The sequence below is a fragment of the Avibacterium sp. 21-599 genome (assembly GCF_026226765.1).
Taxonomy (GTDB): domain Bacteria; phylum Pseudomonadota; class Gammaproteobacteria; order Enterobacterales; family Pasteurellaceae; genus Avibacterium.
Genome location: NZ_JAKKOB010000001.1, coordinates 1,361,119 through 1,382,810 on the forward strand (window position 1 = coordinate 1,361,119; position 21,692 = coordinate 1,382,810).

15 protein-coding genes and 1 other RNA gene are annotated in these 21,692 nt (G+C 40.0%); 3 read left to right on the forward strand and 13 right to left on the reverse strand.

Annotated features, from left to right (window positions below; genetic code table 11):
- Positions 1 to 27 precede the first annotated feature (27 nt).
- The 8 genes from yajC to L5B83_RS06725 all read right to left on the reverse strand — a co-directional run bounded on the left by yajC (position 28) and on the right by L5B83_RS06725 (position 12,443).
- Positions 28 to 327, reverse strand: coding sequence for a preprotein translocase subunit YajC (gene yajC, locus L5B83_RS06690; protein WP_250350019.1), 300 nt, complete (start codon positions 325 to 327; stop codon positions 28 to 30).
- Positions 328 to 575: 248 nt separating this feature from the next.
- The gene (locus L5B83_RS06695) at positions 576 to 1,088 is read right to left on the reverse strand and encodes a hemerythrin domain-containing protein (RefSeq protein WP_265763008.1); all 513 of its coding nucleotides are present in this window, start codon (positions 1,086 to 1,088) and stop codon (positions 576 to 578) included.
- A gap of 1 nt (position 1,089) precedes the next feature.
- Complete coding sequence (gene tgt / locus L5B83_RS06700) at positions 1,090 to 2,268, reverse strand: tRNA guanosine(34) transglycosylase Tgt (protein WP_265763032.1); 1,179 nt, start codon at positions 2,266 to 2,268, stop codon at positions 1,090 to 1,092.
- Between the two features lie 60 nt (positions 2,269 to 2,328).
- Positions 2,329 to 3,420: a tRNA preQ1(34) S-adenosylmethionine ribosyltransferase-isomerase QueA gene (gene queA, locus L5B83_RS06705; RefSeq protein ID WP_265777941.1), complete on the reverse strand. Its 1,092-nt coding sequence runs from the start codon at positions 3,418 to 3,420 to the stop codon at positions 2,329 to 2,331.
- A 134-nt stretch (positions 3,421 to 3,554) separates the two neighbouring features.
- Positions 3,555 to 5,054, reverse strand: coding sequence for a sodium/proline symporter PutP (gene putP, locus L5B83_RS06710; RefSeq protein ID WP_265777942.1), 1,500 nt, complete (start codon positions 5,052 to 5,054; stop codon positions 3,555 to 3,557).
- 17 nt (positions 5,055 to 5,071) lie between these two features.
- Positions 5,072 to 8,512: a bifunctional proline dehydrogenase/L-glutamate gamma-semialdehyde dehydrogenase PutA gene (putA, locus tag L5B83_RS06715; protein ID WP_265777943.1), complete on the reverse strand. Its 3,441-nt coding sequence runs from the start codon at positions 8,510 to 8,512 to the stop codon at positions 5,072 to 5,074.
- A 385-nt stretch (positions 8,513 to 8,897) separates the two neighbouring features.
- The gene (gene trhP, locus L5B83_RS06720) at positions 8,898 to 10,268 is read right to left on the reverse strand and encodes a prephenate-dependent tRNA uridine(34) hydroxylase TrhP (protein ID WP_250363206.1); all 1,371 of its coding nucleotides are present in this window, start codon (positions 10,266 to 10,268) and stop codon (positions 8,898 to 8,900) included.
- 144 nt (positions 10,269 to 10,412) lie between these two features.
- Positions 10,413 to 12,443, reverse strand: coding sequence for a hypothetical protein (locus L5B83_RS06725; RefSeq protein WP_265777944.1), 2,031 nt, complete (start codon positions 12,441 to 12,443; stop codon positions 10,413 to 10,415).
- 185 nt (positions 12,444 to 12,628) lie between these two features.
- On the opposite strand from L5B83_RS06725, the gene metF reads away from it, so the two are divergent.
- Positions 12,629 to 13,510, forward strand: a complete 882-nt coding sequence (gene metF / locus L5B83_RS06730) for a methylenetetrahydrofolate reductase (RefSeq protein ID WP_250363204.1) — start codon at positions 12,629 to 12,631, stop codon at positions 13,508 to 13,510.
- Positions 13,511 to 13,763: 253 nt separating this feature from the next.
- Positions 13,764 to 13,862, forward strand: an RNA gene (gene ffs / locus L5B83_RS06735) — signal recognition particle sRNA small type.
- Between the two features lie 68 nt (positions 13,863 to 13,930).
- Here ffs and cydC read toward each other — a convergent pair.
- The 5 genes from cydC to L5B83_RS06760 all read right to left on the reverse strand — a co-directional run bounded on the left by cydC (position 13,931) and on the right by L5B83_RS06760 (position 20,845).
- Positions 13,931 to 15,661, reverse strand: a complete 1,731-nt coding sequence (gene cydC, locus L5B83_RS06740) for a heme ABC transporter ATP-binding protein/permease CydC (protein ID WP_265777945.1) — start codon at positions 15,659 to 15,661, stop codon at positions 13,931 to 13,933.
- Positions 15,661 to 17,436, reverse strand: a complete 1,776-nt coding sequence (gene cydD, locus L5B83_RS06745) for a heme ABC transporter permease/ATP-binding protein CydD (protein ID WP_265777946.1) — start codon at positions 17,434 to 17,436, stop codon at positions 15,661 to 15,663. The genes cydC and cydD overlap by 1 nt, the downstream gene beginning before the upstream one ends.
- An 82-nt stretch (positions 17,437 to 17,518) precedes the next feature.
- A complete protein-coding gene (gene trxB, locus L5B83_RS06750) occupies positions 17,519 to 18,472 on the reverse strand; it encodes a thioredoxin-disulfide reductase (protein ID WP_265777947.1) in 954 nt (317 codons plus the stop codon).
- A gap of 56 nt (positions 18,473 to 18,528) precedes the next feature.
- A complete protein-coding gene (locus tag L5B83_RS06755; RefSeq protein WP_265777948.1) occupies positions 18,529 to 19,380 on the reverse strand; it encodes a co-chaperone YbbN in 852 nt (283 codons plus the stop codon).
- A 115-nt stretch (positions 19,381 to 19,495) separates the two neighbouring features.
- A complete protein-coding gene (locus tag L5B83_RS06760) occupies positions 19,496 to 20,845 on the reverse strand; it encodes a GntP family permease (RefSeq protein WP_250363053.1) in 1,350 nt (449 codons plus the stop codon).
- 279 nt (positions 20,846 to 21,124) lie between these two features.
- Between L5B83_RS06760 and L5B83_RS06765 the strand changes: the two genes are divergently transcribed.
- Positions 21,125 to 21,649, forward strand: a complete 525-nt coding sequence (locus tag L5B83_RS06765; RefSeq protein WP_265777949.1) for a gluconokinase — start codon at positions 21,125 to 21,127, stop codon at positions 21,647 to 21,649.
- Positions 21,650 to 21,692 lie beyond the last annotated feature (43 nt).

Consider the following 21,692-nt stretch of genomic DNA (forward strand, 5'->3'; position numbering starts at 1 on the left):
TGTTCCCTTGCGGAAAGTTAAAATAAATTAAAGGCTTTTTAATGAACCTTTTGGTAAGACAGCAACGATAAAATCACGTTTGATGGTAATCTCAGTTGTGTCGTTTAATGCGATAACGACATAATCACTTTCAGCACCAATTTTGGTGATTTTACCAATAATACCGCCAGAAGTGAGGACTTCCGTGCCTTTTGCTAACTCAGCCATTAATTGTTTATGCGCTTTATTACGTTTTGCTTGCGGGCGATAAATCATAAAATAGAAAATCAAGCCGAACAGAACGAAAATAAATAACATTGACATTGGGCTACCTTGTTGAGCTTCCATCTTTAATCCTTTTGTTAGTTAATGAAAAATATAGGGCGTTAAAATAGCATAAAATCCCTGTATTGACAAAGCGCTTTTACAAAAGTGCGGTGATTTATGGCAAGGTTTTTGCACAAAAAATTTGAGCAAAAAGCACCGCACTTTATTTTTGTAGAATGTATAAAACCTACCAAAATGTAGGTTTTATTTTCATCGTTAAGTGAAGTGGTATTCCTCTTTGACACGCTAATGATGTAATGGGATACACGCTAATTTTTTCGGCGTTCCGCCATCACTTTTCCCATTGCCGTTAATTCTTCTTGCGGGATATGGCTTTTGCCGAGTTCAAATAATGGTTCTTCAATGGCAATATGATTGTCATAACCCGAAATAAATTGGGTGATGAGCTGTTCGGGAATTTGTGTAATTTCGCCTTTTAGCAAGGCGTTTAATTGCACAGACAAGCTTGCCCAGTTTTGATGCAAGGTTTCGTGTTGGCTTGCTAAGCGTGCCACATCTGCTTTGGCTTGCGGGCAGTATTTTAATAGCGCAGGGAAAAAATCCTTTTCCTCATCATCGTGATGTAGCGGGGCTGCAACATTGAAGTAATTCAAAATTTGCTGTACATCTTTTTGCACCGCTTGAATGTTGCCATTTTTCTCCAAATAACTAGGCAAAATATTCAGCTGACGGCAGAACATTTTCACTTTGCCGTGGCAGGCGTAAAGCATTTCAATCGGCTCATTCCAGCTAGCAAATTGTTGTGGTTGGAGGTTAAGCATTTTATTCACCCTGTGCGTCATTCGGTTGTGAATTTTGTTGTGCCTCACTTTGCAATGGCGGAACGGGCTTACCAATGCGTGCATAGAAATCTTGCACAAATTGTTCAAATTCATTTTTATCAATCGCTTCACGGATTTGTGCCATTAAGCGTTGATAATAACGTAAATTGTGAATGGTGTTTAATCTTGCCCCTAAAATTTCACCGCACTTATCTAAATGGTAAAGATAGGCTTTGGTGTAATTTTTACAAGTGTAGCAATCACATTCTGGATCAAGCGGGCTGGTGTCATCGCGGTATTTGGCATTACGAATTTTCACAATACCGTCGGTAACGAATAAATGCCCGTTACGCGCATTACGTGTTGGCATTACGCAATCAAACATATCAATACCACGACGAACGCCTTCTACTAAATCTTCCGGTTTCCCAACACCCATTAAATAACGGGGTTTATCCGCAGGAAGTTGTGGGCAAACATATTCTAAAATACGGTGCATATCTTCTTTTGGCTCACCAACAGCAAGCCCACCCACGGCATAACCATCAAAACCAATATTGACCAAGCCCTCAACGGACACTTTACGCAATTCTTCGTAAACGCCCCCTTGCACAATGCCGAATAAGGCATTTTTATTACCGAGTTCATCAAAGCGATCACGGCTGCGTTTTGCCCAACGGAGCGACATTTCCATTGATTTTTTAGCATAATCAAAGGTGGCTGGGTAAGGGGTACATTCATCAAAGATCATCACGATGTCTGAGCCTAGATCGTATTGAATTTCCATTGATTTTTCAGGAGAAAGGAAAATACGTTCACCATTAATTGGATTTTGGAATTTCACCCCTTCTTCAGTAATTTTGCGTAATTTGCCTAGACTGAATACTTGGAAGCCACCACTATCCGTTAAGATAGGGCGATGCCAGTTCATAAAATCGTGCAAATCGCCGTGTTTACGCATAATGTCTTGTCCCGGACGTAGCCAAAGGTGAAAGGTGTTGCCGAGTAAAATTTCTGCCCCTGTGGCGCGCACTTCTTCGGGCGTCATTCCTTTTACTGTGCCGTAAGTGCCGACGGGCATAAAGGCAGGGGTTTGTACATCAAATTCCCCTTGTGGGCGTTGAAACGTCATTGTGCCACGGCGTGCCGTGCCATCGGTTTTGTGAAGTTTAAATTTCATTGTCATTATTTTTCCTTTTCGAATAAACAGTTCGAGGGTGATTAAATGGGGTTTAGAAAATTAATCTAACCCCGTTACATTTGGGTTTTTGCTAATAAACATTGCATCACCATAGCTGAAAAAACGATAGCCATTTTGCACCGCACTTTCATAGGCTTGCATGGTATGAGTGTATCCAGCAAAGGCTGAAACCAGCATAATTAGCGTACTTTCAGGCAAATGGAAATTGGTGATTAAGGCGTCCACCACAAGGAATTTTTTGCCCGGATAAAGAAAGATTGAGGTATCCGAAAAATACGGCGCAAGCAGTTGTTCGTGCTGATTTTCTTGGCTAAACAATGCGGCACTTTCAATAGAACGCACAGAGGTTGTCCCCACCGCAATCACACGCTTGCCATTCGCTTTGGTGGCTAAAATGGCATCCACCGTTTCCTGTGGCACTTCCACATATTCTGCGTGCATTCTGTGGTCTTCAATATTTTCTACCCGTACAGGTTGGAATGTCCCTGCACCAACGTGCAAGGTAACAAAGGCAAAATTTCCCCCTTTCGCTTTTAATTTTTCCAATAGATCATTATCAAAATGCAAACCCGCAGTGGGCGCAGCCACTGCGCCGGGTACTTTGTTATACACAGTTTGATAGCGTTCTTTATCGGCATCTTCATCAGGGCGATCAATATAAGGTGGCAGTGGCATATGCCCAATTTGTTGCAACACGTCTAAAAGTGCGGTGCGTTTTTCTGCTATTTCTAGTTCAAATAAACTCTCGTGACGGGCTTTCATTATTGCTTTAATGCCCTTACCTTCACCTAATTTATCTTCGCCGAGAAACAGTTCTGCGCCTTCTTTGGGGGCTTTAGAAGAACGAATATGTGCCAGAAAACGATCTTCCGACAAAACGCGTTCTACCAATACTTCAATTTTCCCCCCACTGGCTTTACGCCCATACATTCGAGCGGGGATCACGCGAGTATTATTAAAAATTAATAAATCCCCTTCGTTGATCAAATCCAGCACATCAGCAAAAGTGCGGTGAGAAATTTCACCATTTTCACCGTTTAATGTTAATAAACGACTGGCAGTGCGTTCGGCTTTTGGATAACGGGCGATTAATTCATCAGGTAAATCAAAATAAAAATCTGAAACACGCATAATTTTTCATCATATTATTAAAGATTAAAACAGGGCGTAGTCTATTGGGATTTTGTAGATTGCACAAGGAAAATCTGTGAAAGAGGGGATTTATTGAAAGGTGAAGGGCTGGGGGTATCCAGCCCTTTCATTCGTTATCGTTGGCGGTTGTAGCTTTTTTCCGCTTCATCAAATTTTTCTGCCACATCTTTAGCGACCGGGGAGAAAATTGACGAAGTAAGGGTAACGAAAGAGCAAGCTAAAAAGCCGGGGATAATTTCATATAAGTTGGCGATGTCTTGCCAGTTTAAGGCGTGCATCAGTGGTTTCCACGCCACAACAGTGACCGCGCCTGCTAACATTCCCCATAATGCCGCGTTGGAGGTGATGTTGCGATTAAAGAGGGAAAGGATCACTAATGGACCAAAGGATGCACCAAAGCCAGCCCACGCATAGGAAACTAAGCCCATCACTTTTGAATGGGGATCTTGTGCGATGACAATGGCGATAAGGGCAATGAGCAATACCATAACGCGGCCAACCCAAACTAACTCGGTACTTGACGCATTTTTGCGTAAGAAACCGTGATAGAAATCTTCGGTAATAGCGGCGGAACACATTAAAAATTGTGCCGATAGGGTACTCATAATGGCAGCGAGAATGGCGGATAGCACAATGCCCACGACCCAAGGATTAAAAATGGCTTTGGAGATCTCAATGAAGACAGATTCAGCGGAATCTAAAACGATACCTTTGACTTCAAAATAAGCTAAGCCAAAATACCCCACTGCACAAGCACCACCTAAGCACAGGATCATCCACGTGATCCCGATTGTACGCGCTTTATCAAGGGATTTTACGGAATTGGCTGCCATAAAACGGGCTAAAATATGGGGTTGTCCGAAGTAACCTAATCCCCAAGAAAGGGCGGAAATCACACCAATGCCTGAAACATTATAAAGCCAATTAGAATAAGGAATGCCCGTTTGTTGTGATTTTGCGGCTAAGGCAAGAGTGATTTCTTCCCAGCTAATGTTGAGTAACACAATCACTGGGGCGAGTAATAGGGCGAAAATCATCAGTGAAGCTTGAATGGTATCGCTCCAAGAGATCGCTAGATAACCGCCAATAAAGGTATAGGCGATGGTTGCCACCGCACCAAATATCAATGCGGTGGTGTAATCAATACCTAATAAACTTTGGAACAATTTTGCTCCTGCCACGACACCTGAAGCACAGTAGATGGTGAAGAAAAACAAAATTACCGAAGAAGAAAGAATTTTGAGTGATTTGGCTCGTTTAGGAAATCGCATTGCAAAATATTCAGGTAAGGTTAGTGCATTACCGTAATGCTCTGTGAATACCCGCAAACGTCCTGCTACAATGCGGTAGTTCAGATAAGCGCCGACAGTTAACCCGACAGCAATCCACGCTTCCGACAAGCCTGTAAGGAAAATCGCACCGGGTAAGCCAAGTAGCAACCAACCAGACATATCTGAGGCACCAGCCGACATTGCGGTAACAAAGCTCCCCATTTTACGTCCACCTAAAATGTAATCGTTAAAATTTTTGGTGGAAATATAGGCGTAAATTCCAATCCCTAAAATAATAACAAGATACAATCCAAAAGCTGTGTAGATTTGATAATTCTGCATACTTTCTCCCTATAAAATTATTGTTCTTCAATTGCCATTAGGGTAGCGTTGCCCCCTGCGGCAGAAATATTCTCACTGCGTGAAAATTCGTTATATAGCAAGGTCAGATCCTGATTGACTGTCCAATCATATAAACAGAAAATCGCAGGATTATGTTGTGCAAACCGCTGATGTGTTTGAGTATCAATCGGGGATACGAACACAGCTTTTTGCAAATGCAGCCCTTCTTTTAGGATATGTAGATGAGGTAATTGATAGCTCAACAGTGGATTATCTTTTTCTACAACAACATTAAATCCTGCTTGTTGTAACCGCTGATAAGCCGCAGTTAAACGAGCGTGGTTTTGACCGAGTAATAAAACAGAGGTGGTTTTATAATCAATGCTATTTAATTCCCCTGTAATACTAGGCAATACATTGTTTTTTGCAAGTACTGATGAATAATATTGTGATGTTTTGGTTAAACGTTGAACATAAAGTTCTCCACCAGCTTTTGGGCCTGTTCCAGATAAACCGTGTCCCCCAAAAGGTTGAACGCCGACCACTGCACCCACAATATTACGGTTAATGTAGAAATTACCACAGGCTAAATGCCGTTGTACAAATTCAATATTTTTGGTAATACGGCTATGACAACCACCTGTTAAAGCATAGCCTTTTGCATTGATTTTTTGTAAATAATCACCTAATTCTGTTTTTTTATAACGAACAAAGTGAAGAATTGGTCCGAATACTTCTTGATTAATTTGCGCTAAATGATCTATTTCATAAATAGCAGGTGCAACGAAATGCCCGAAAGTGGGTGATGATAACTCAAAATAACGGCGAGAAAATGACCGCACTTGAGTTTGATAATTGACCAAATTTGCTTTTGCTTCTTCGTCTATAACAGGGCCAATATCCGTATTAAGTTGCTCTGGATTGCCGATAACCAATTCTTTCATTGCCTCAGTAAGCATTTGATATAAGCGATCAGCAATGTCTTCTTGCACCAATAAAATGCGTAAAGCTGAGCAGCGTTGCCCTGCAGAATCAAAGGCAGAGCTTAATACATCAGTAATGACTTGTTCCAATAAGGCGGAAGAATCTACCACCATTGTGTTTAAACCGCCTGTTTCAGCAATTAGCACAGGGTGATCTTGCCGTTGTATAAGCTGTTTATTGATCAAATGTGCCACTTCTGTTGAACCGGTGAACATCACAGCATTAAATGGCTGAGCCACCAACGCAGCCCCTAAATCGCCAGCACCTAAGGTTAGTTGTAAGGTTTCTTTTGGCACGCCAGCTTGATGTAATAATTTCACGGCATAATAAGCAATCAGCGAAGTTTGTTCCGCAGGTTTGGCAATCACATTATTGCCGACTGCCAAGGCCGCAGCAATTTGCCCAGTAAAAATGGCGAGCGGGAAATTCCAAGGGGAAATACATAGTACATTGCCGAGCGGTGGGGCGAGTGCATTTTTGCTATCTAACAAACGGATTTGTTCTGCATAATAGCGTAAGAAATCCACTGCTTCTCTCAGTTCTCCAATGGCATTTGGTAAGGTTTTTCCTGCTTCTTCAATGGCAAGGCGTAATAATAGTCCCGTATTTTCCTGATATAGATTGGCCGCTTTCTCTAAAATTGTTGCGCGTTCTTCCACGCTTTTTTCTTGCCAAATGTGAGATTGCATCGCCGTAAAAACGGCTGGCACATCATTTGGCGACATAAATGTGGACGTTGGCAACATTTGTGCGGTATCCGCCGGTTTTCTGCCTTGATAGTGTTGCGCGGCTTGCACGGGGACGGCGCAAAGCGATTGCACATCGGTATATTCTGCTTGATTTAATTGCTCTTGTAGCGAGCGAAGTTGAATTTCATCGCTTAAATTAAAGCCTTGTGAATTACGGCGATGCGGGAAAAGATCCGCAGGTAATTTAATCGCTTTATTTGGTTCACCATTAAAACGGGCAAATTTTTTCCAAGGGGCTTCAATTAATTCATTTACGGAAATCTGGTTATCTACTAGTTGATGAACAAAAGAAGAGTTCGCACCATTTTCAAGTAATCGTCGTACAAGGTAGGCTAATAGGGTTTCATAGGTTCCCACTGGGGCATACACACGAACACGGCGGTTAAATTGATGCTCACCGACAACGTTATCGTAAAGCGTTTCCCCCATTCCGTGCAGACATTGAAACTCAAATTCTTTACCTTGACCTAATTCAGCAATAGTGGCTAAGGTTTGGATATTATGAGTGGCAAATTGGGGATAAATAACATCTTGCGCGTCTAATAATTTTTTTGCACAGCTAATATAAGAGATATCCGTATGCACTTTACGCGTATAAACAGGGAAATCTTGCACGCCTTCTGTTTGCGCCCATTTGATTTCGCTATCCCAATAGGCACCTTTTACCAAGCGTATCATCATTTTACGTTGAAAACGGCGGTTTAATGCAATAATGTAATCCAACACATAAGGACAGCGTTTTGAATAGGCCTGCACCACAAAGCCGATGCCGTTAAAGTCGGTAAGTTCAGGATCTTGTAATAATTTTTCGAGCAGATCTAAGGAAATTTCAAGGCGAGCCATTTCTTCCGCATCAATATTCAAACCGATATTGTATTGTTTTGCCAGAACAAAAAGCTGTTTTAAACGCGGGTAGATTTCATTCATCAAACGATCTTGTTGCGAACGAGAATAACGCGGGTGAATTGCCGATAATTTTACCGATACGCCATTTGCGTCATATACGCTACGCCCCGCAGCCTGTTTACCCACAGCGTGAATGGCATCCACATAATCTTGTAAGTATTTATCTGCATCTTCCATAGTCATTGCTGCTTCACCAAGCATATCAAAAGAAAAACAATAGCCCATTTTTTCTCTTGTACTAATATTTTTCAGGGCTTTTTCTATCGTTTCGCCGGTAACAAATTGTTCACCTAAAATGCCCATCGCTTTTTCAATGGCTTTTTTCATTATGGGGGCAGAAAGGCGGGAGAAACTTTTCATCAAAGCAGAAGAAAGTGCTGTTTCATCCAAATTAGCACTGATTTTATTGCCAAGCATTAAGCCTAAGCTCGCTGCATTGGTAAAGAGCGAGCCTGATTTTTTCAAATGAGATTGCCAGTTACCAAGTTGAAGTTTATCGTTGATTAACTCATAACGCGTTTGCCCATCGGGGATGCGTAAGAGGGCTTCTGCTAAGCACATCAAGGCAATCCCTTCATCACAACCTAAGGAAAATTCGTGCATTAACGCATCAACGCCATAATGTTTTTGTTTTTTACTACGGATTTTGCTGATTAATTCTCGGGCGAGTTTTTCAATGGATGATTCTTGTTGTGGTGTGAAATCTAAGGTTTGGACTAGTTGGCTTACTGCAGACTGTTCTGTACAGCTATAATGCGCACTGATCATTTTACGAAGTTCGGGTTCTACACTGGGTAGAGGAGAGTAGTGATAGCTCATAAGATGCTCCATATAAAATTTGGCTTTATTTGTTAATGGAATGTTAAAGATTGTAATCAAATTTTAAAAAGAAGGAATATGAAATGTTGAAAAATGTGATAGAGGTCAAAAAATAGTCTTTAAAGTTGGAGACTTATTCGTAGAAAAAGATGACAAAATGAAAGTGCGGTGATTTTTTGTGGCATTTTTATGGAGATAAGGTGAAAAAAAAGCCCTTTCTAGGAAAGGGCTGAAAATATTTGGAGTCATACTTTTTAGGGTATGCACAGGATTATACGGGTAAAAATGTTATTTGCAACATTTTATTAACAAATTTGCAATAAATTTTTAAAATTTAAGTTGAACTAAGAAAAAGGCGAGCTAATTTGCTCGCCAATGGAAGTGATTATTTGCTCTCAGCGTGAGGGTTACGCGTGTTGGTGTTCACCAAATTTCGCATTAGCAAGGCATAATTCAAATCCAAATCCTCTGGTACATCGAGGAAAACAAAATGCCCATCGCCTAAGGCGGCTTCGACTTCTTCACCTTTGCGATTAAGCATACGATTAATTTTGAATACGATATTGCCTTTTGGGGTCATTAATTCAACCTCATCACTTAGTAAGAATTTATTTTTTACTGCCACTTCGGCCAAACCGTCTTTACGTACACCGGTGAATTCACCAACAAATTGCTGACGCTCAGAAATACTATAACCATAATCATAATTTTGGTATTCATCGTGCGTATGGCGGCGTAAAAAGCCTTCTGTATAACCACGATGAGCAAGGCTTTCAAGCGTATCCATTAAGCTTTCATCAAAAGGTTTGCCCGCAGCCGCATCATCAATGGCTTTACGGTAAACCTGAGCTGTTCTCGCACAATAATAGAAAGACTTCGTACGCCCTTCAATTTTTAACGAATGCACACCAATTTGAGTGAGTTTTTCAACGTGTTGCACGGCGCGTAAGTCTTTGGAATTCATAATATAGGTGCCGTGTTCATCTTCAAAGGCAGACATTTTTTCTTCTGGTCGTTGGCTTTCGGCAAGTAAGAAGACTTTATCTGTGGTTTGCCCTTCGCCTAAGGTTGGGGCAACATTCTTAATGGGAATTTCATTACCAACAATATTACCCACTTCATCTTCTTTGCCTTCTTCCACCGAATATTCCCAACGGCACGCATTGGTACAAGTGCCTTGATTTGGATCTCGCTTATTAATATAACCTGAAAGCAGACAACGCCCAGAATACGCCATACACAGCGCACCGTGTACGAAAATTTCAATTTCCATATCTGGCACTTGTTGGCGGATTTCGGCGATTTCATCAATGGAAAGTTCACGCGATAAAATCACACGAGTTAAGCCCATTTGTTTCCAGAATTTGACCGTTGCCCAGTTCACGGCATTGGCTTGCACAGAAAGATGAATGTCAATATCAGGAAAATGTTCACGCACAAGCATAATCAAACCGGGGTCAGACATAATTAAGGCATCTGGCTTCATTTCCACCACTGGTTGAAGATCTTTAATAAAGGTTTTTAATTTGGAATTGTGTGGGGCAATATTGACCACCACATAGAATTTCTTACCTAAAGCGTGTGCTTCATCAATCCCAATTTTTAAATTGGCGTGGTTAAATTCATTGTTGCGAACACGCAAGCTATAACGTGGTTGTCCTGCATAAACAGCATCTGCACCATAAGCAAAAGCATAGCGCATATTTTTTAATGAACCTGCGGGGGAAAGCAGTTCGGGTTTGAATGTGGTTGTCATAAATTTCTCTTTGTGTCTGATTACAAGTCAGGCATTCACTCAAGGCAAATGCGTAAAGGCGGTTATTGTAGGGGGATTTTGTGATTTGTAAAGTCAAGTGCGGTGGAAAATTTATCAATTTTTTCACCGCACTTACAGAGGAGATTATTGTTGTTCTGGCGTTAAGGTATCTTCTAGGATTGGCGGTAATATTTCATCATTCAGCCAAGTTTTATCTCCCTCTTTTTTAATTTGAATGGTGTAATTATCACCGTTTTCTTTTAAATAAGGGTTAAGTTCTCCTTCAGGATAGAGCCAATCATTAATTAATGACCAAGAAATAGATTGTTTATCTTTCAATAAATTAGCTTTAAATAACTTATTCACGATAGAAAAATAAAGATCAAACTCTGTTTTCTTCCATTTTTCTAATAATAAGGTTGAGGTGGTTTTATCTTGTTGCTCTTCTAAAATGCCAGATTTTAGATTGAGTTTTCCTTCAAAAGGGGTAAGTGAGGTGGAAGGATAAGTATCTATTTCTCCACTTAATGTTGCGTTTTCAATATTAATAGCAATATTTTTAATTGGTTGATAAACGAGTAAGTCCGTATCCTCATCGGCATTAAGATATTTATCACAGGCAGCTTGATAAATAAGATTGCTACAAATATTAAGCGGAATCAGTGTTCCAACATTTGTTACGCTAAATGGAAGGCTAAATTTTCCATTTTTTAATTGAAATTGCTCTTTTTTATTAATGTAGCTTCCTAGTGTGAGTTCAATATTTTCATTATCTTGTTTTTCTTCAGATATAGCACCGCTTGCTCCGATCGTTATTTCTTTAAGTTCGATATTATCATCTAAAGTAAACTCATCTATTTTAAATAATGCTTGTTGTGATTGATTGTAATCTTGTGCTAAGGTTTTTAAGGCAGAAATAAAGGTGCTTTTCTCTTTTTCTACTTGCTTAGCTTCTTGTTTTGTTTCTGGTACTTGGGCTTTGGAAAATAGTTGAATAGTTGATTTTAATAATGCTAGCTGCGTGGCAAGATTTACATTTTTATTGTTACCCTCAAATTGTATTCCTTTGATTTGAAAATGTTCATTTTCACCTTTGTTTTGACAAGATTTTAATGCAAGCGCATAGTTACTTTGTACTTGAGATAAGTCAGAAAAATTTCCTTTTAAGAAAGATGAGAAATTATCAAAAGAAACGCCCTGATCTTTTTCTTTATGTGCAAAGGTTAAGTTTTCAAAATTAAAACTGAGTTCACTTTCTTTATTTTGAAAGAGTAAATCTAAAGCTTGGTCGATAATTTCTACTGTATTGAGTTCATTTTTATTGTTGAGTAAATGCAATAATTTTACATAGCTAAGTTGATTGGGAATCTCTTTTTGTGAAACATTAAGCGCAACATTTTTGAATTGAATCGTAGAATGTTTAGGGTTTTTATCTGTAATAGTTAGCCCATCAGCATTTATTTTAGCACTTAAGTTATAATTGCTACCAGCATCAGATTTATCTAAATTAAAATCTAATTTTTTTAATTTGATATTTGTGTTATCCCCATTTAATAAATAGACATCCCCATCTTTAAGTTGAATGGAAATATTTTCAATATCATATTGATTATCATCAATGGGAATAAGTGTTGCATCAGCAATAAGATCGTGAATCTTTGAATTAGCATCATAATTAAAGCCAGACAAATGACTTTGCACGTCCATTAGATGGCTTTTAGGTTCAAAATTCAGATCAATAACAAGTGTTTGTGATTTATTGGCAAGATCGCGAAATTGTGTATGAATATTTGATTGGAAATAATCACCAATCACGGAAAATTTACTTGTGATATTATTTTTATCAATAGTGACTTTAAAATTTTTATTTAATTCTTTTACAAAACTTGGGACAAGGGCTGAATCCGCAAACACAGCAAAAGGCAGTGCGGTAAGTTTTGTTTGAATCATTTCACTCGATGTTTTGGTACTATCACCAGAGAGTTTGAAAATAAGTTCGCGATTGAAGAAATTTTTCTTTTTTTCAACCACGTCTAATTGAAATTTATTTTGCAATGAATAAGGGAATTTTTGCAGAATGTAATCAATTTTATGATTGGTGTAAATTTGTGCGCCTAAAGCTAATGTGGCAGCAATTAAGGATAATGAACCAACAATTTTTACTTTTTTATTCATAGACTTTCCTAACTTTAGGGATTGATTTTCCAAAAGTATAGCCGATTTATCGGCGAGCGATAAGAGCTTTGCTATGAATTTGTTTCATAAAATAATGAAATTTTTAAAATTGACACTACAGTGCTTTCCCATTATCTTATAGCCGTAAAGCAGTCTAAACGTATAAAAATGAAAAGGAAGAATGTATGAGCTATGCAAAAGAAATTGATACATTAAACAACCATTTATCAGGCATTAACGGCAACATCAACGTATCATTTGAATTTTTTCCGCCAAAAAATGAGAATATGGAAAAAATTTTATGGGATTCCATTCATCGTTTGAAAGTCTTAAAACCTAAGTTTGTTTCGGTAACTTATGGGGCAAATTCAGGCGAACGTGATCGTACTCATAGTGTCGTGAAGCATATTAAACAAGAAACGGGCTTAGAAGCCGCACCGCATCTCACTGGAATTGATGCCACCCCAGAAGAATTGAAACAAATTGCCCAAGATTATTGGGATAACGGTATTCGCCGTATTGTCGCATTACGCGGTGATGAACCGGCAGGATACGATAAAAAACCTTTTTATGCCTCTGATTTAGTGGAATTATTACGTTCTGTAGCAGATTTTGATATTTCTGTGGCAGCCTATCCTGAAGTGCATCCTGAAGCAAAATCTGCACAAGCGGATTTAATCAATTTAAAACGTAAAATTGATGCGGGAGCGAACCACGTTATTACCCAATTTTTCTTTGATATTGACAGCTATTTACGCTTCCGTGATCGCTGTGCTTCTATCGGGATTGATGCCGAAATTGTTCCCGGAATCTTGCCAGTAACGAATTTCAAACAGCTACAAAAAATGGCAGCGATCACCAATGTGAAAATACCGGCTTGGTTGGCTAAAATGTATGAGGGATTAGATAATGATCCTACAACAAGAAACTTAGTGGCAGCCAGTGTAGCGATTGATATGGTACGCGTATTATCTCGAGAAGGCGTGAAAGATTTCCATTTCTATACCCTTAACCGCAGCGAACTTACTTACGCTATCTGTCATACCCTTGGTGTGCGTCCAGAGTAAACGTATTAAGCAGAAATGGGCGAAACCTCATTTTTGCTTTTTTATGACCTTAAATATCAAACTAACTGTAACACATTATTAAAATAGATTTCATAAGGTGTTTTTCAGTTTAGCTCTATTAGAATGGGAATATGAAAAAGCTGTTTATTTAGTCAGTTAAAGAAAAATGACAATGAAAAATTTGCAATTCTATAGGGCTTGGGGCATAATGCGGGCGTTCTGTCGCGGTTTAGTGGCAGATGTAATGGAAACCTTCTCGGTTCCTCGCAACGAGGTCTGGTTTACTCGGTCAGGTTCGGAAGAAAGCAGCCAAAGTCAGATTTTTCGTGTGCCGAGATCAAGCTGGGAAGGTTTCCGCCCAGCTTTTCTTTTTTCGAGATTTTCCAGTTTCTCAATCCCTATTTAACGCTTTCTACTTAGTTAAATTCTTTCCACTAATTGTTTGAAAAAGCCGTTTTCTTTTGCCATTAAGGTTTGATAATTGCCTCGTTCAATTAATTTTCCTTCATCTATAATGCAAAGATGATCAAACTGCTCAATAGCAGTAAGACGATGGGTTACCATAATCAAGGTTTTATTCTGGCAATGGGTGAGGATTAAGCGCAGAATTTGACGTTCTGTTTCACGATCTAACCCTTCTGTTGGCTCATCAAGTAATAGAATAGGGGCTTGATTGAGCAAAATACGCGCTAAGCCTAAGCGACGCTGTTCTCCGCCAGAAAGAGGACGCCCTCCATCACCCAGCCAGAGATCTAAACCTTGTTCTTGCTCGACTAATTTGCCTAAGCCTACTTGGTTCAGCACTTCAATCATTGTGGTATCTTGCAGGGGATGTTGATTCGCCAATTGAAGATTATTGCGTAAGGTATCACTAAAAACGTGTACACGTTGGGTGAGAAAGCACATTTGTTCACGTAAATGGCGCTCTGTGTAGTCTGTGATAGATTGCTTGGCGAGAAAAATATTCCCTTGATTCGGATCATAATTACGCACCAGAAGCTGTAATAGGGTAGATTTACCACTGCCTGTTTTACCCAGAATAGCCACTTTTTGCCCTTGTGGAATAGTTAGCGTGATGTTTTCTAGCGCAGGGTCTTGGCGTTCAGGATAGGTGAAATTCACTTGCTGAATAGACAGATCAAGTGCGGTGTGTTTTTCCACCGTTTTTTCTCCATTAAATTGCACCAGTGGCGTTTGTTCGGTGATCTCAGTAACGCGTTCAGCAGAAGCGATAACTTGCCCTATATGCAAAAATGCCGAACCCAAAGGCATTAAAATCTCAAAAGCTGCCAGTGCAGCAAGGGCAAATAAAGCAATAATTGCAGGACTATATCGGTCATTGCCAAAATCAGCATTAGCGGCAAACCATAAGGTAAGAGTAAGCAGAATTCCATTCGCCAACAGCATAAGTGCGGTGGAAAATCCGCTTAAATTTGCTTCTTTCTGTTGAAAACCTTGCCACTGTTGTTCTGTTTCATCTAGCTTTTGCTTGAGCGGTTTTTCTGCATTAAACAGCAATAATTCCGCTTGAGATTGGATATATTCCACAAATCGCGTGCGGTAAGTCGCGCGTGCGCGAGTGAGTTTATGCCCAAATGTTTTCCCTAAATAATAAAAAATGGTTGGCACAAGCAGAGCCAGTGTGCTGAGAACAGTGGCAAAAAATAGCGCAAGTGAGAGGTTAAAAAAGCTCAGTCCCACAGTGAGCAAGCCAATCACCACAAAAGCAGTGATAAAGGGGGCGAGTAGGCGAAGATAAAGGCTATCCAAGGTATCTACATCTGCCACTAAACGGTTTAATAAATCACTATTGCGATAGCGATTTAGTACAGCTGGGCTAAGAGGAATGATCTTTTGAAATACTTGCACACGTAATTTGGCAAGGATTCTAAATGTAGCGTCGTGGGTAACGATTTTCTCAAAATAACGGGCGACAGTGCGACCAATCGCTAATCCTCGGACACTAGCGGATGGATAGAAAAAATTGAATAATGTACCAATGCCAGCCAATGCAGTGGCTGCCAAAAACCAGCCTGAAACCGTTAATAAGCCAATGCTGGCGGCAAGTCCTGTGATCATCAGGATTAAGCCTAAAAATAAGACAAATTTGGCGTGCTTAAATAAACGTAAAAATGGTAAAAGTGTACGCATTAATTAATATCCTCTTTACGCTGGGTAAGAAGTTCAGCAAAAAATCCTTCATTTTGTAATTGTTCAAAGCGACCTTGCTGAATGATTTGTCCTTTCTGCATAACCAAAATATGATCGCATTGTTTCAAATCTTCAATACGATGGGTGATCATCAAGGTCGTTTGTTCACGACTAATTTTTTGTAAAGCTGAAAGCACCAGATTTTCTGATTGTGCATCAAGGCTGGCTGTGGGTTCATCAAGGAGCAATAAACGGCGATGCCGTAATAAAGCTCGGGCAATGGCTAAACGCTGTGCTTGCCCGACAGAAAGCCCAATACCGCCTTCTTTGATTACTGCATCTAGTCCTAATTTATCGGTAAATACGGAAGCTTGGGCTTGTGCTAAGGCGTGTTGAATTTCCTCATCACTGGCTTTAATGTCGCCTAACAACAAATTTTCACGAATCGTACCTTGTAATAATAAAGGGTTTTGCCCTACCCAAGCGATCCTGTTCCGCCATTGGGTTTTATTGATTTGATTAAGCTCAATGCCATTAATTTTTAGACTACCTTGATAGTCTAAAAAACCGAGTAACGCATTGATTAATGAGGTTTTTCCTGCGCCACTTTGCCCTACCAGTGCTGTATGGCTTTGAACAGGCAAATGAAAATTAAGTGCTTGGGTGAGTGGTTTGCCTTGTGGCGATAACACCACCAGATCTTGGGCGTGGATTGCGATATTTTCATTTATCAAGGCTTCATTTGAAGAGCCATTTTGCTTTGTTTTTACCTCATTTAAAATCGGCTGTTCTAAAAATTCAACAATTGCATCAGCTGCGCCAATGGCAGCGGCACGGTCGTGGTAATAAGTGCCGAGATCACGCAAAGGTTGATAAAACTCAGGGGCAAGAATTAAACAAAAAAAGCCAATAAATAAGCTGATTGGTGTGCCATAGGAACCGAAATCAAGCTCGCCTAAATAGCTAAAACCAAAATATACCGCCATCAGCGCAATGGAAATTGAGGTAAAAAATTCCAACACCGCAGAAGATAAAAATGCCATTTTCAACACGTCCATAGTGGTTTCGCGGAAATCTTCCGTCGCTTGCTCAATATGGGCGGTTTGTTCTTCCGTTTTATTAAATAGACGTAAAGTTTCAAGTCCACGCAGACGATCCAAAAATTGCCCACTTAATTTTGCTAAGGTTTGCATATTTTTTTGGCTGCTATCTGCAGCGGCGATCCCAACAAGGATCATAAAAATAGGCACAAGCGGGGCAGTAACAAGCAAAATCAGTCCAGCCGCCCAATTGAGTGGAAAAATAGCAATCAAAATAATCAATGGAACGATCACCGAAAGGGCTTGTTGTGGTAAATAGCGGGCATAGAAATTATGTAGGTTTTCCACCTGTTCTAACATAATAGTTGCCCAACTGCCTGCGGGTTTTTGGTTGATCATCGCAGGGCCAACTTGATGTAATTTGGTGAAAATTTGTTGACGGATAAAATAACGTAATTTTTGACCGCACTTAAATCCCAAGCGTTCTCGCCAATATAAAATCATTGCGCGTAAGGCAAAGCCTATGACTAAAGCGATAAAATAACCGATCAGATTTTCTCTTGCGGTTTGCTCCATAATTAGCTGATGCAATAGGGTAGCAAGTAAATAGGTTTGAGCCACTAAAATCAGAGATGAAAGGCTAGCCAATAAAATATTTAGGCTAAGTAAGGTTTTTATTGGTTTTTGTTGGGCGCGTAGCCATTTTTGTAAGTATCGTTGGCGAGCTTTATCCATAATTCTGCGTAAAAGGTTTAATGAGTTATGTCATAATGAAAAAGAAAAGCGGTGCATTACGGCAATAACGCACCGCTGAGATTTATTTTTGGCTGTCCAAGAAACGTTCTGCATCTAAGGCAGCCATACAACCGGTACCCGCAGAAGTAATGGCTTGGCGGTAATTATGATCCATCACATCACCTGCTGCAAATACACCTTCAACCGAAGTGGCAGTGGCATTGCCTTCCAAGCCAGATTTCACCACAATATAGCCATTATTTAATTCTAGCTGACCGGCAAAAATCTCGGTATTTGGGGCGTGGCCAATCGCCACAAACATACCGTCTAATTTGAGTTCTTCGGTTTCATCTGTTTGGGTATCTTTTAAACGAATGCCTGTTACTCCCATATTGTCGCCTAATACTTCATCTAATGTGCGGTGGGTATGCAGAATAATTTTTCCTTCTTCCACTTTTTTGTACAGACGATCAACTAAGATTTTTTCTGCTCGAAAGCTATCACGGCGATGTACTAAATGGACTTCAGAGGCAATATTAGCCAAGTAAAGAGCTTCTTCGACAGCAGTGTTGCCTCCACCAATAACCGCAACAGGCTTGTTACGATAGAAAAAACCATCACAAGTAGCACAAGCGGAAACCCCACGGCCTTTAAATGCTTCTTCAGAGGGTAAACCGATATAACGCGCAGAAGCGCCTGTTGCGATGATTAACGCATCACAACTGAAACTTTGTACATCGCCATAAAGTTTAAATGGACGAGAAGAAAGATCAACACGATTAATGTGATCGAAAATAATCTCAGTATCGAATTTCTCCGCGTGTTGCAACATTCTTTGCATTAATTCTGGGCCGGTGGTATCGCCAAAATCACCCGGCCAATTTTCGATTTCTGTCGTGGTGGTAAGCTGTCCACCTTGTTGTAAGCCGGTTACCAAGACAGGGCTTAAGTTTGCACGAGCCGCATAAATGGCGGCGGTATAGCCTGCAGGCCCTGAACCTAAAATTAACAGTTTGCAATGTTTCATTTCTGACATAAAAATTCCTATTTAATCCGTTGAGTAAGAGAGTTTGCTATTATAAGGGAAACACATTAATAGAGTAACGAATAAAGTAATCGGCGATACTTATTGGTCATTGGATCATTGTTGCCCATCGCCGCTAAAATAGATAAAAATTCTTGTTTGATTTCCCCATTGAGTGCGCCTAAGTCTTGTTTTAATAAACTGAATAATAAGTCTAACGCTTCTTCATTGCGATGGGCTTGGTGTAGCTGTAATGCCAGTTTTAAGGCAATCTCAGGGCTTTTATTGTTCGCATATTCTGCTTGTAATTGTTGAATTTCAGGGGTGTCCGCCGCTTTAATTAATAATTCAATTTGTGCTTGTAATCCTTGCCAACGGCTATCGCGATCTTGCAACGGAATACGATTTAAAATTTCCTGCGCTGGCTCAAGTCGTTTCATTGCAATATAGGTTTCCGCATAAAGTAAGGCAATATCGCTATTTTTGTGATCGGAAAGCTCCCAAGCCTCTTTGAGTAGTGGAATCGCCTGTTCATAATCTTGATTGGCAAGTAAATCTAATGCTTGGTTGAATTTAATTTCTTCCTCTTTGGGTAAAATAAGATTTAAGTGCTGTTCTAATGTTTTTTCATCTAAGGCACCTTGAAAGGCATCAAGCGCTTGTCCATCTTTAAAGAGATAAGTGGTAGGAAGTGCTTGAATACCAAATTGTGCAGCCACCATTTGTTCGGCTTCGCAATCAATTTTGCCTAATAAAAATTGTCCTTGGTATTTTTCCGCATAACGTTCAAGCACACTGATAAAGGCAACCGAATCTGTATGGCTTGGGGCATAAAAAAGTAAGGCGAGTGGGGTTTGTTGTGTTTGCTGTAAGATCTCGGTGAGATTTTGCTGATTGACATCAATACTATAATTCGTCATTTTTACTCCAATTTGAGTTACAAAAATTATCACTGATTGTAACAAAAGTGCGGTGCTTTTTGGGAAAAAACTTCCGAAAAAAACACCGCACTTAAGATTGAGTAAAAATCTTTACTTAGAGCAAAATACTTCCCACTAAGGCGAAGGCAAATCCCGTAAAGCCGATGAGGGTTTCTAGCACTGTCCAGGTTTTTAATGTGGTTTTGGTATCCATTTCTAGAAAACGGCTGACTAACCAGAAACCACTGTCATTAACGTGAGAGAACACGGTTGCGCCAGAGGCAATTGCAATCACGATAAAGCAAAGATCGAATTGGCTTAATCCGACTGTTGCGGCAACCGTTGGGGCGATTAATGCCGATGTGGTTGTAAGGGCTACCGTCGCAGAACCTTGTGCAACACGCAATGCCATTGAAATAATAAAGGCGGCAACGATTACCGGCATTCCTGTATCTGCGAACATCGCAGAAAGCTCATTACCAATGCCACTTGCACGCAACACACCACCAAACATTCCCCCTGCACCCGTTACGAGTACAATAGAACAGATTGGTCCGAGGGCATTATCACAAATTTTTTCTATTTGCTCATTGCTACGCTGATCTTTGAGCAACAAAATAGTAACGATTAACGTAATCAATAATGCAACAGGGGTTTTACCGAGTAAACGTAAGCCTTGCACCCAAGCCTGCGAACCATCAACCACACCGGCGACAGAAAGGGTATTTAAGCCTGTATCACATAAAATGAGAACTAATGGCAATAATAAAATGGTCAATACTTTGCCAAAACTTGGTGGATTTAACACCGCTGTTTCGTTGATTGCATTTGCATTTAAGAACGCTTTTGGCAAATCAACCATCACTTTTTTACCTAAATATTGGCTAAATAAGTAGCTTGCGATATACCACGTTGGGATACCGCATACCAAGCCAACGATCACTAATAAGCCGATATTAGCGCCTAATAAATCCCCCGATGCTACAGGACCCGGGTGAGGGGGGACAAAGGCGTGCATAACAGCAAATGCTCCTGCCGCAGGGAAGGCATAGCGTAATACCGACCCCCCAAAGCGTTTTGCTACGCTAAAGATAATTGGCAACATCACGACCAATCCGGCATCAAAGAAAATTGGAAAGCCGAAAAGTAAAGAAGCCACACCTAAGGCGAAAGGGGCATTTTTTTCACCAAATTTATTGATAAGTGTATCAGCAAGCACTTTTGCACCGCCAGTGATTTCGAGTAAGCGCCCGATCATCGCCCCCAAACCCACTAATAACGCCACAGAGGCTAATGTGCCACCAAAGCCTTTGGTTAAGGTGGGTAGAATTTCATTGAAAGGAACGCCAGTGGCGAGTGCAGTGAGTAAACTCACGATAATTAATGCAACAAAGGCGTGAACTCTGAATTTCATAATTAATAAAAGCAACAGCAGTACTGAAGCGATCAACGTGAAAATCAACATATAAAATCCTTACTATTTGATGATTGATTTTTTCGCCAAGGGCGAGGAATGAATTGCTAATTTACCCGTAACATTAAATTCTGCTAGTAAGGTAAAATAGATAGGCATATTATTAGGGAAATTCTAATCAAAGTTCAAATAATTAGGCAAAAAAGCGTTATTTTTGTTAAATATTTGTGAAATAGATCACAAAATAAGATGTTACCAGTAACTAAAACTTGCCATTTTTTGCTATGGTTAGTACATCAGAAATAAAATTTAATAGTTAAGGAAAAGAAAATGGAAAAAGGAAAAGGTAAGAGTTTTATCTTAATGGGCGTGTCTAGCACGGGGAAAACATCCGTAGGAACGGAAGTTTGCCGGCGTTTAGGGTTAAAATTGATTGATGGTGATGATCTTCATCCAAGAGCTAACATCATTAAAATGGGAAGTGGGCAACCGCTTAATGATGAAGATCGCGCACCTTGGCTTGAGCGTATCCGCGATGCGGCATTCAGCCTAGAACAAAAAAGCGAACAGGGGATCATTGTTTGCTCGGCATTGAAGAAAAAATACCGTGATCAAATTCGCGATGGTAATGAAAGCGTGAAATTCCTTTTCTTAGAGGGAAGTTTTGAGCTAGTGCTAGAACGAATGAAAAATCGCAAAGGGCATTATATGAAAACCGAAATGCTTAAAAGCCAATTCGATACGCTGGAAACGCCACAAGCAGATGAGCCAGATGTGATTCATATTGATATTGATGGGACATTTGATGAAGTTGTAGAACGTTGTGTGGTCGCGTTAGAGCCGTTTTTATCATAATGAAGATGTTGCATAAAGAAGAAATAACATAAAGCACGATAAA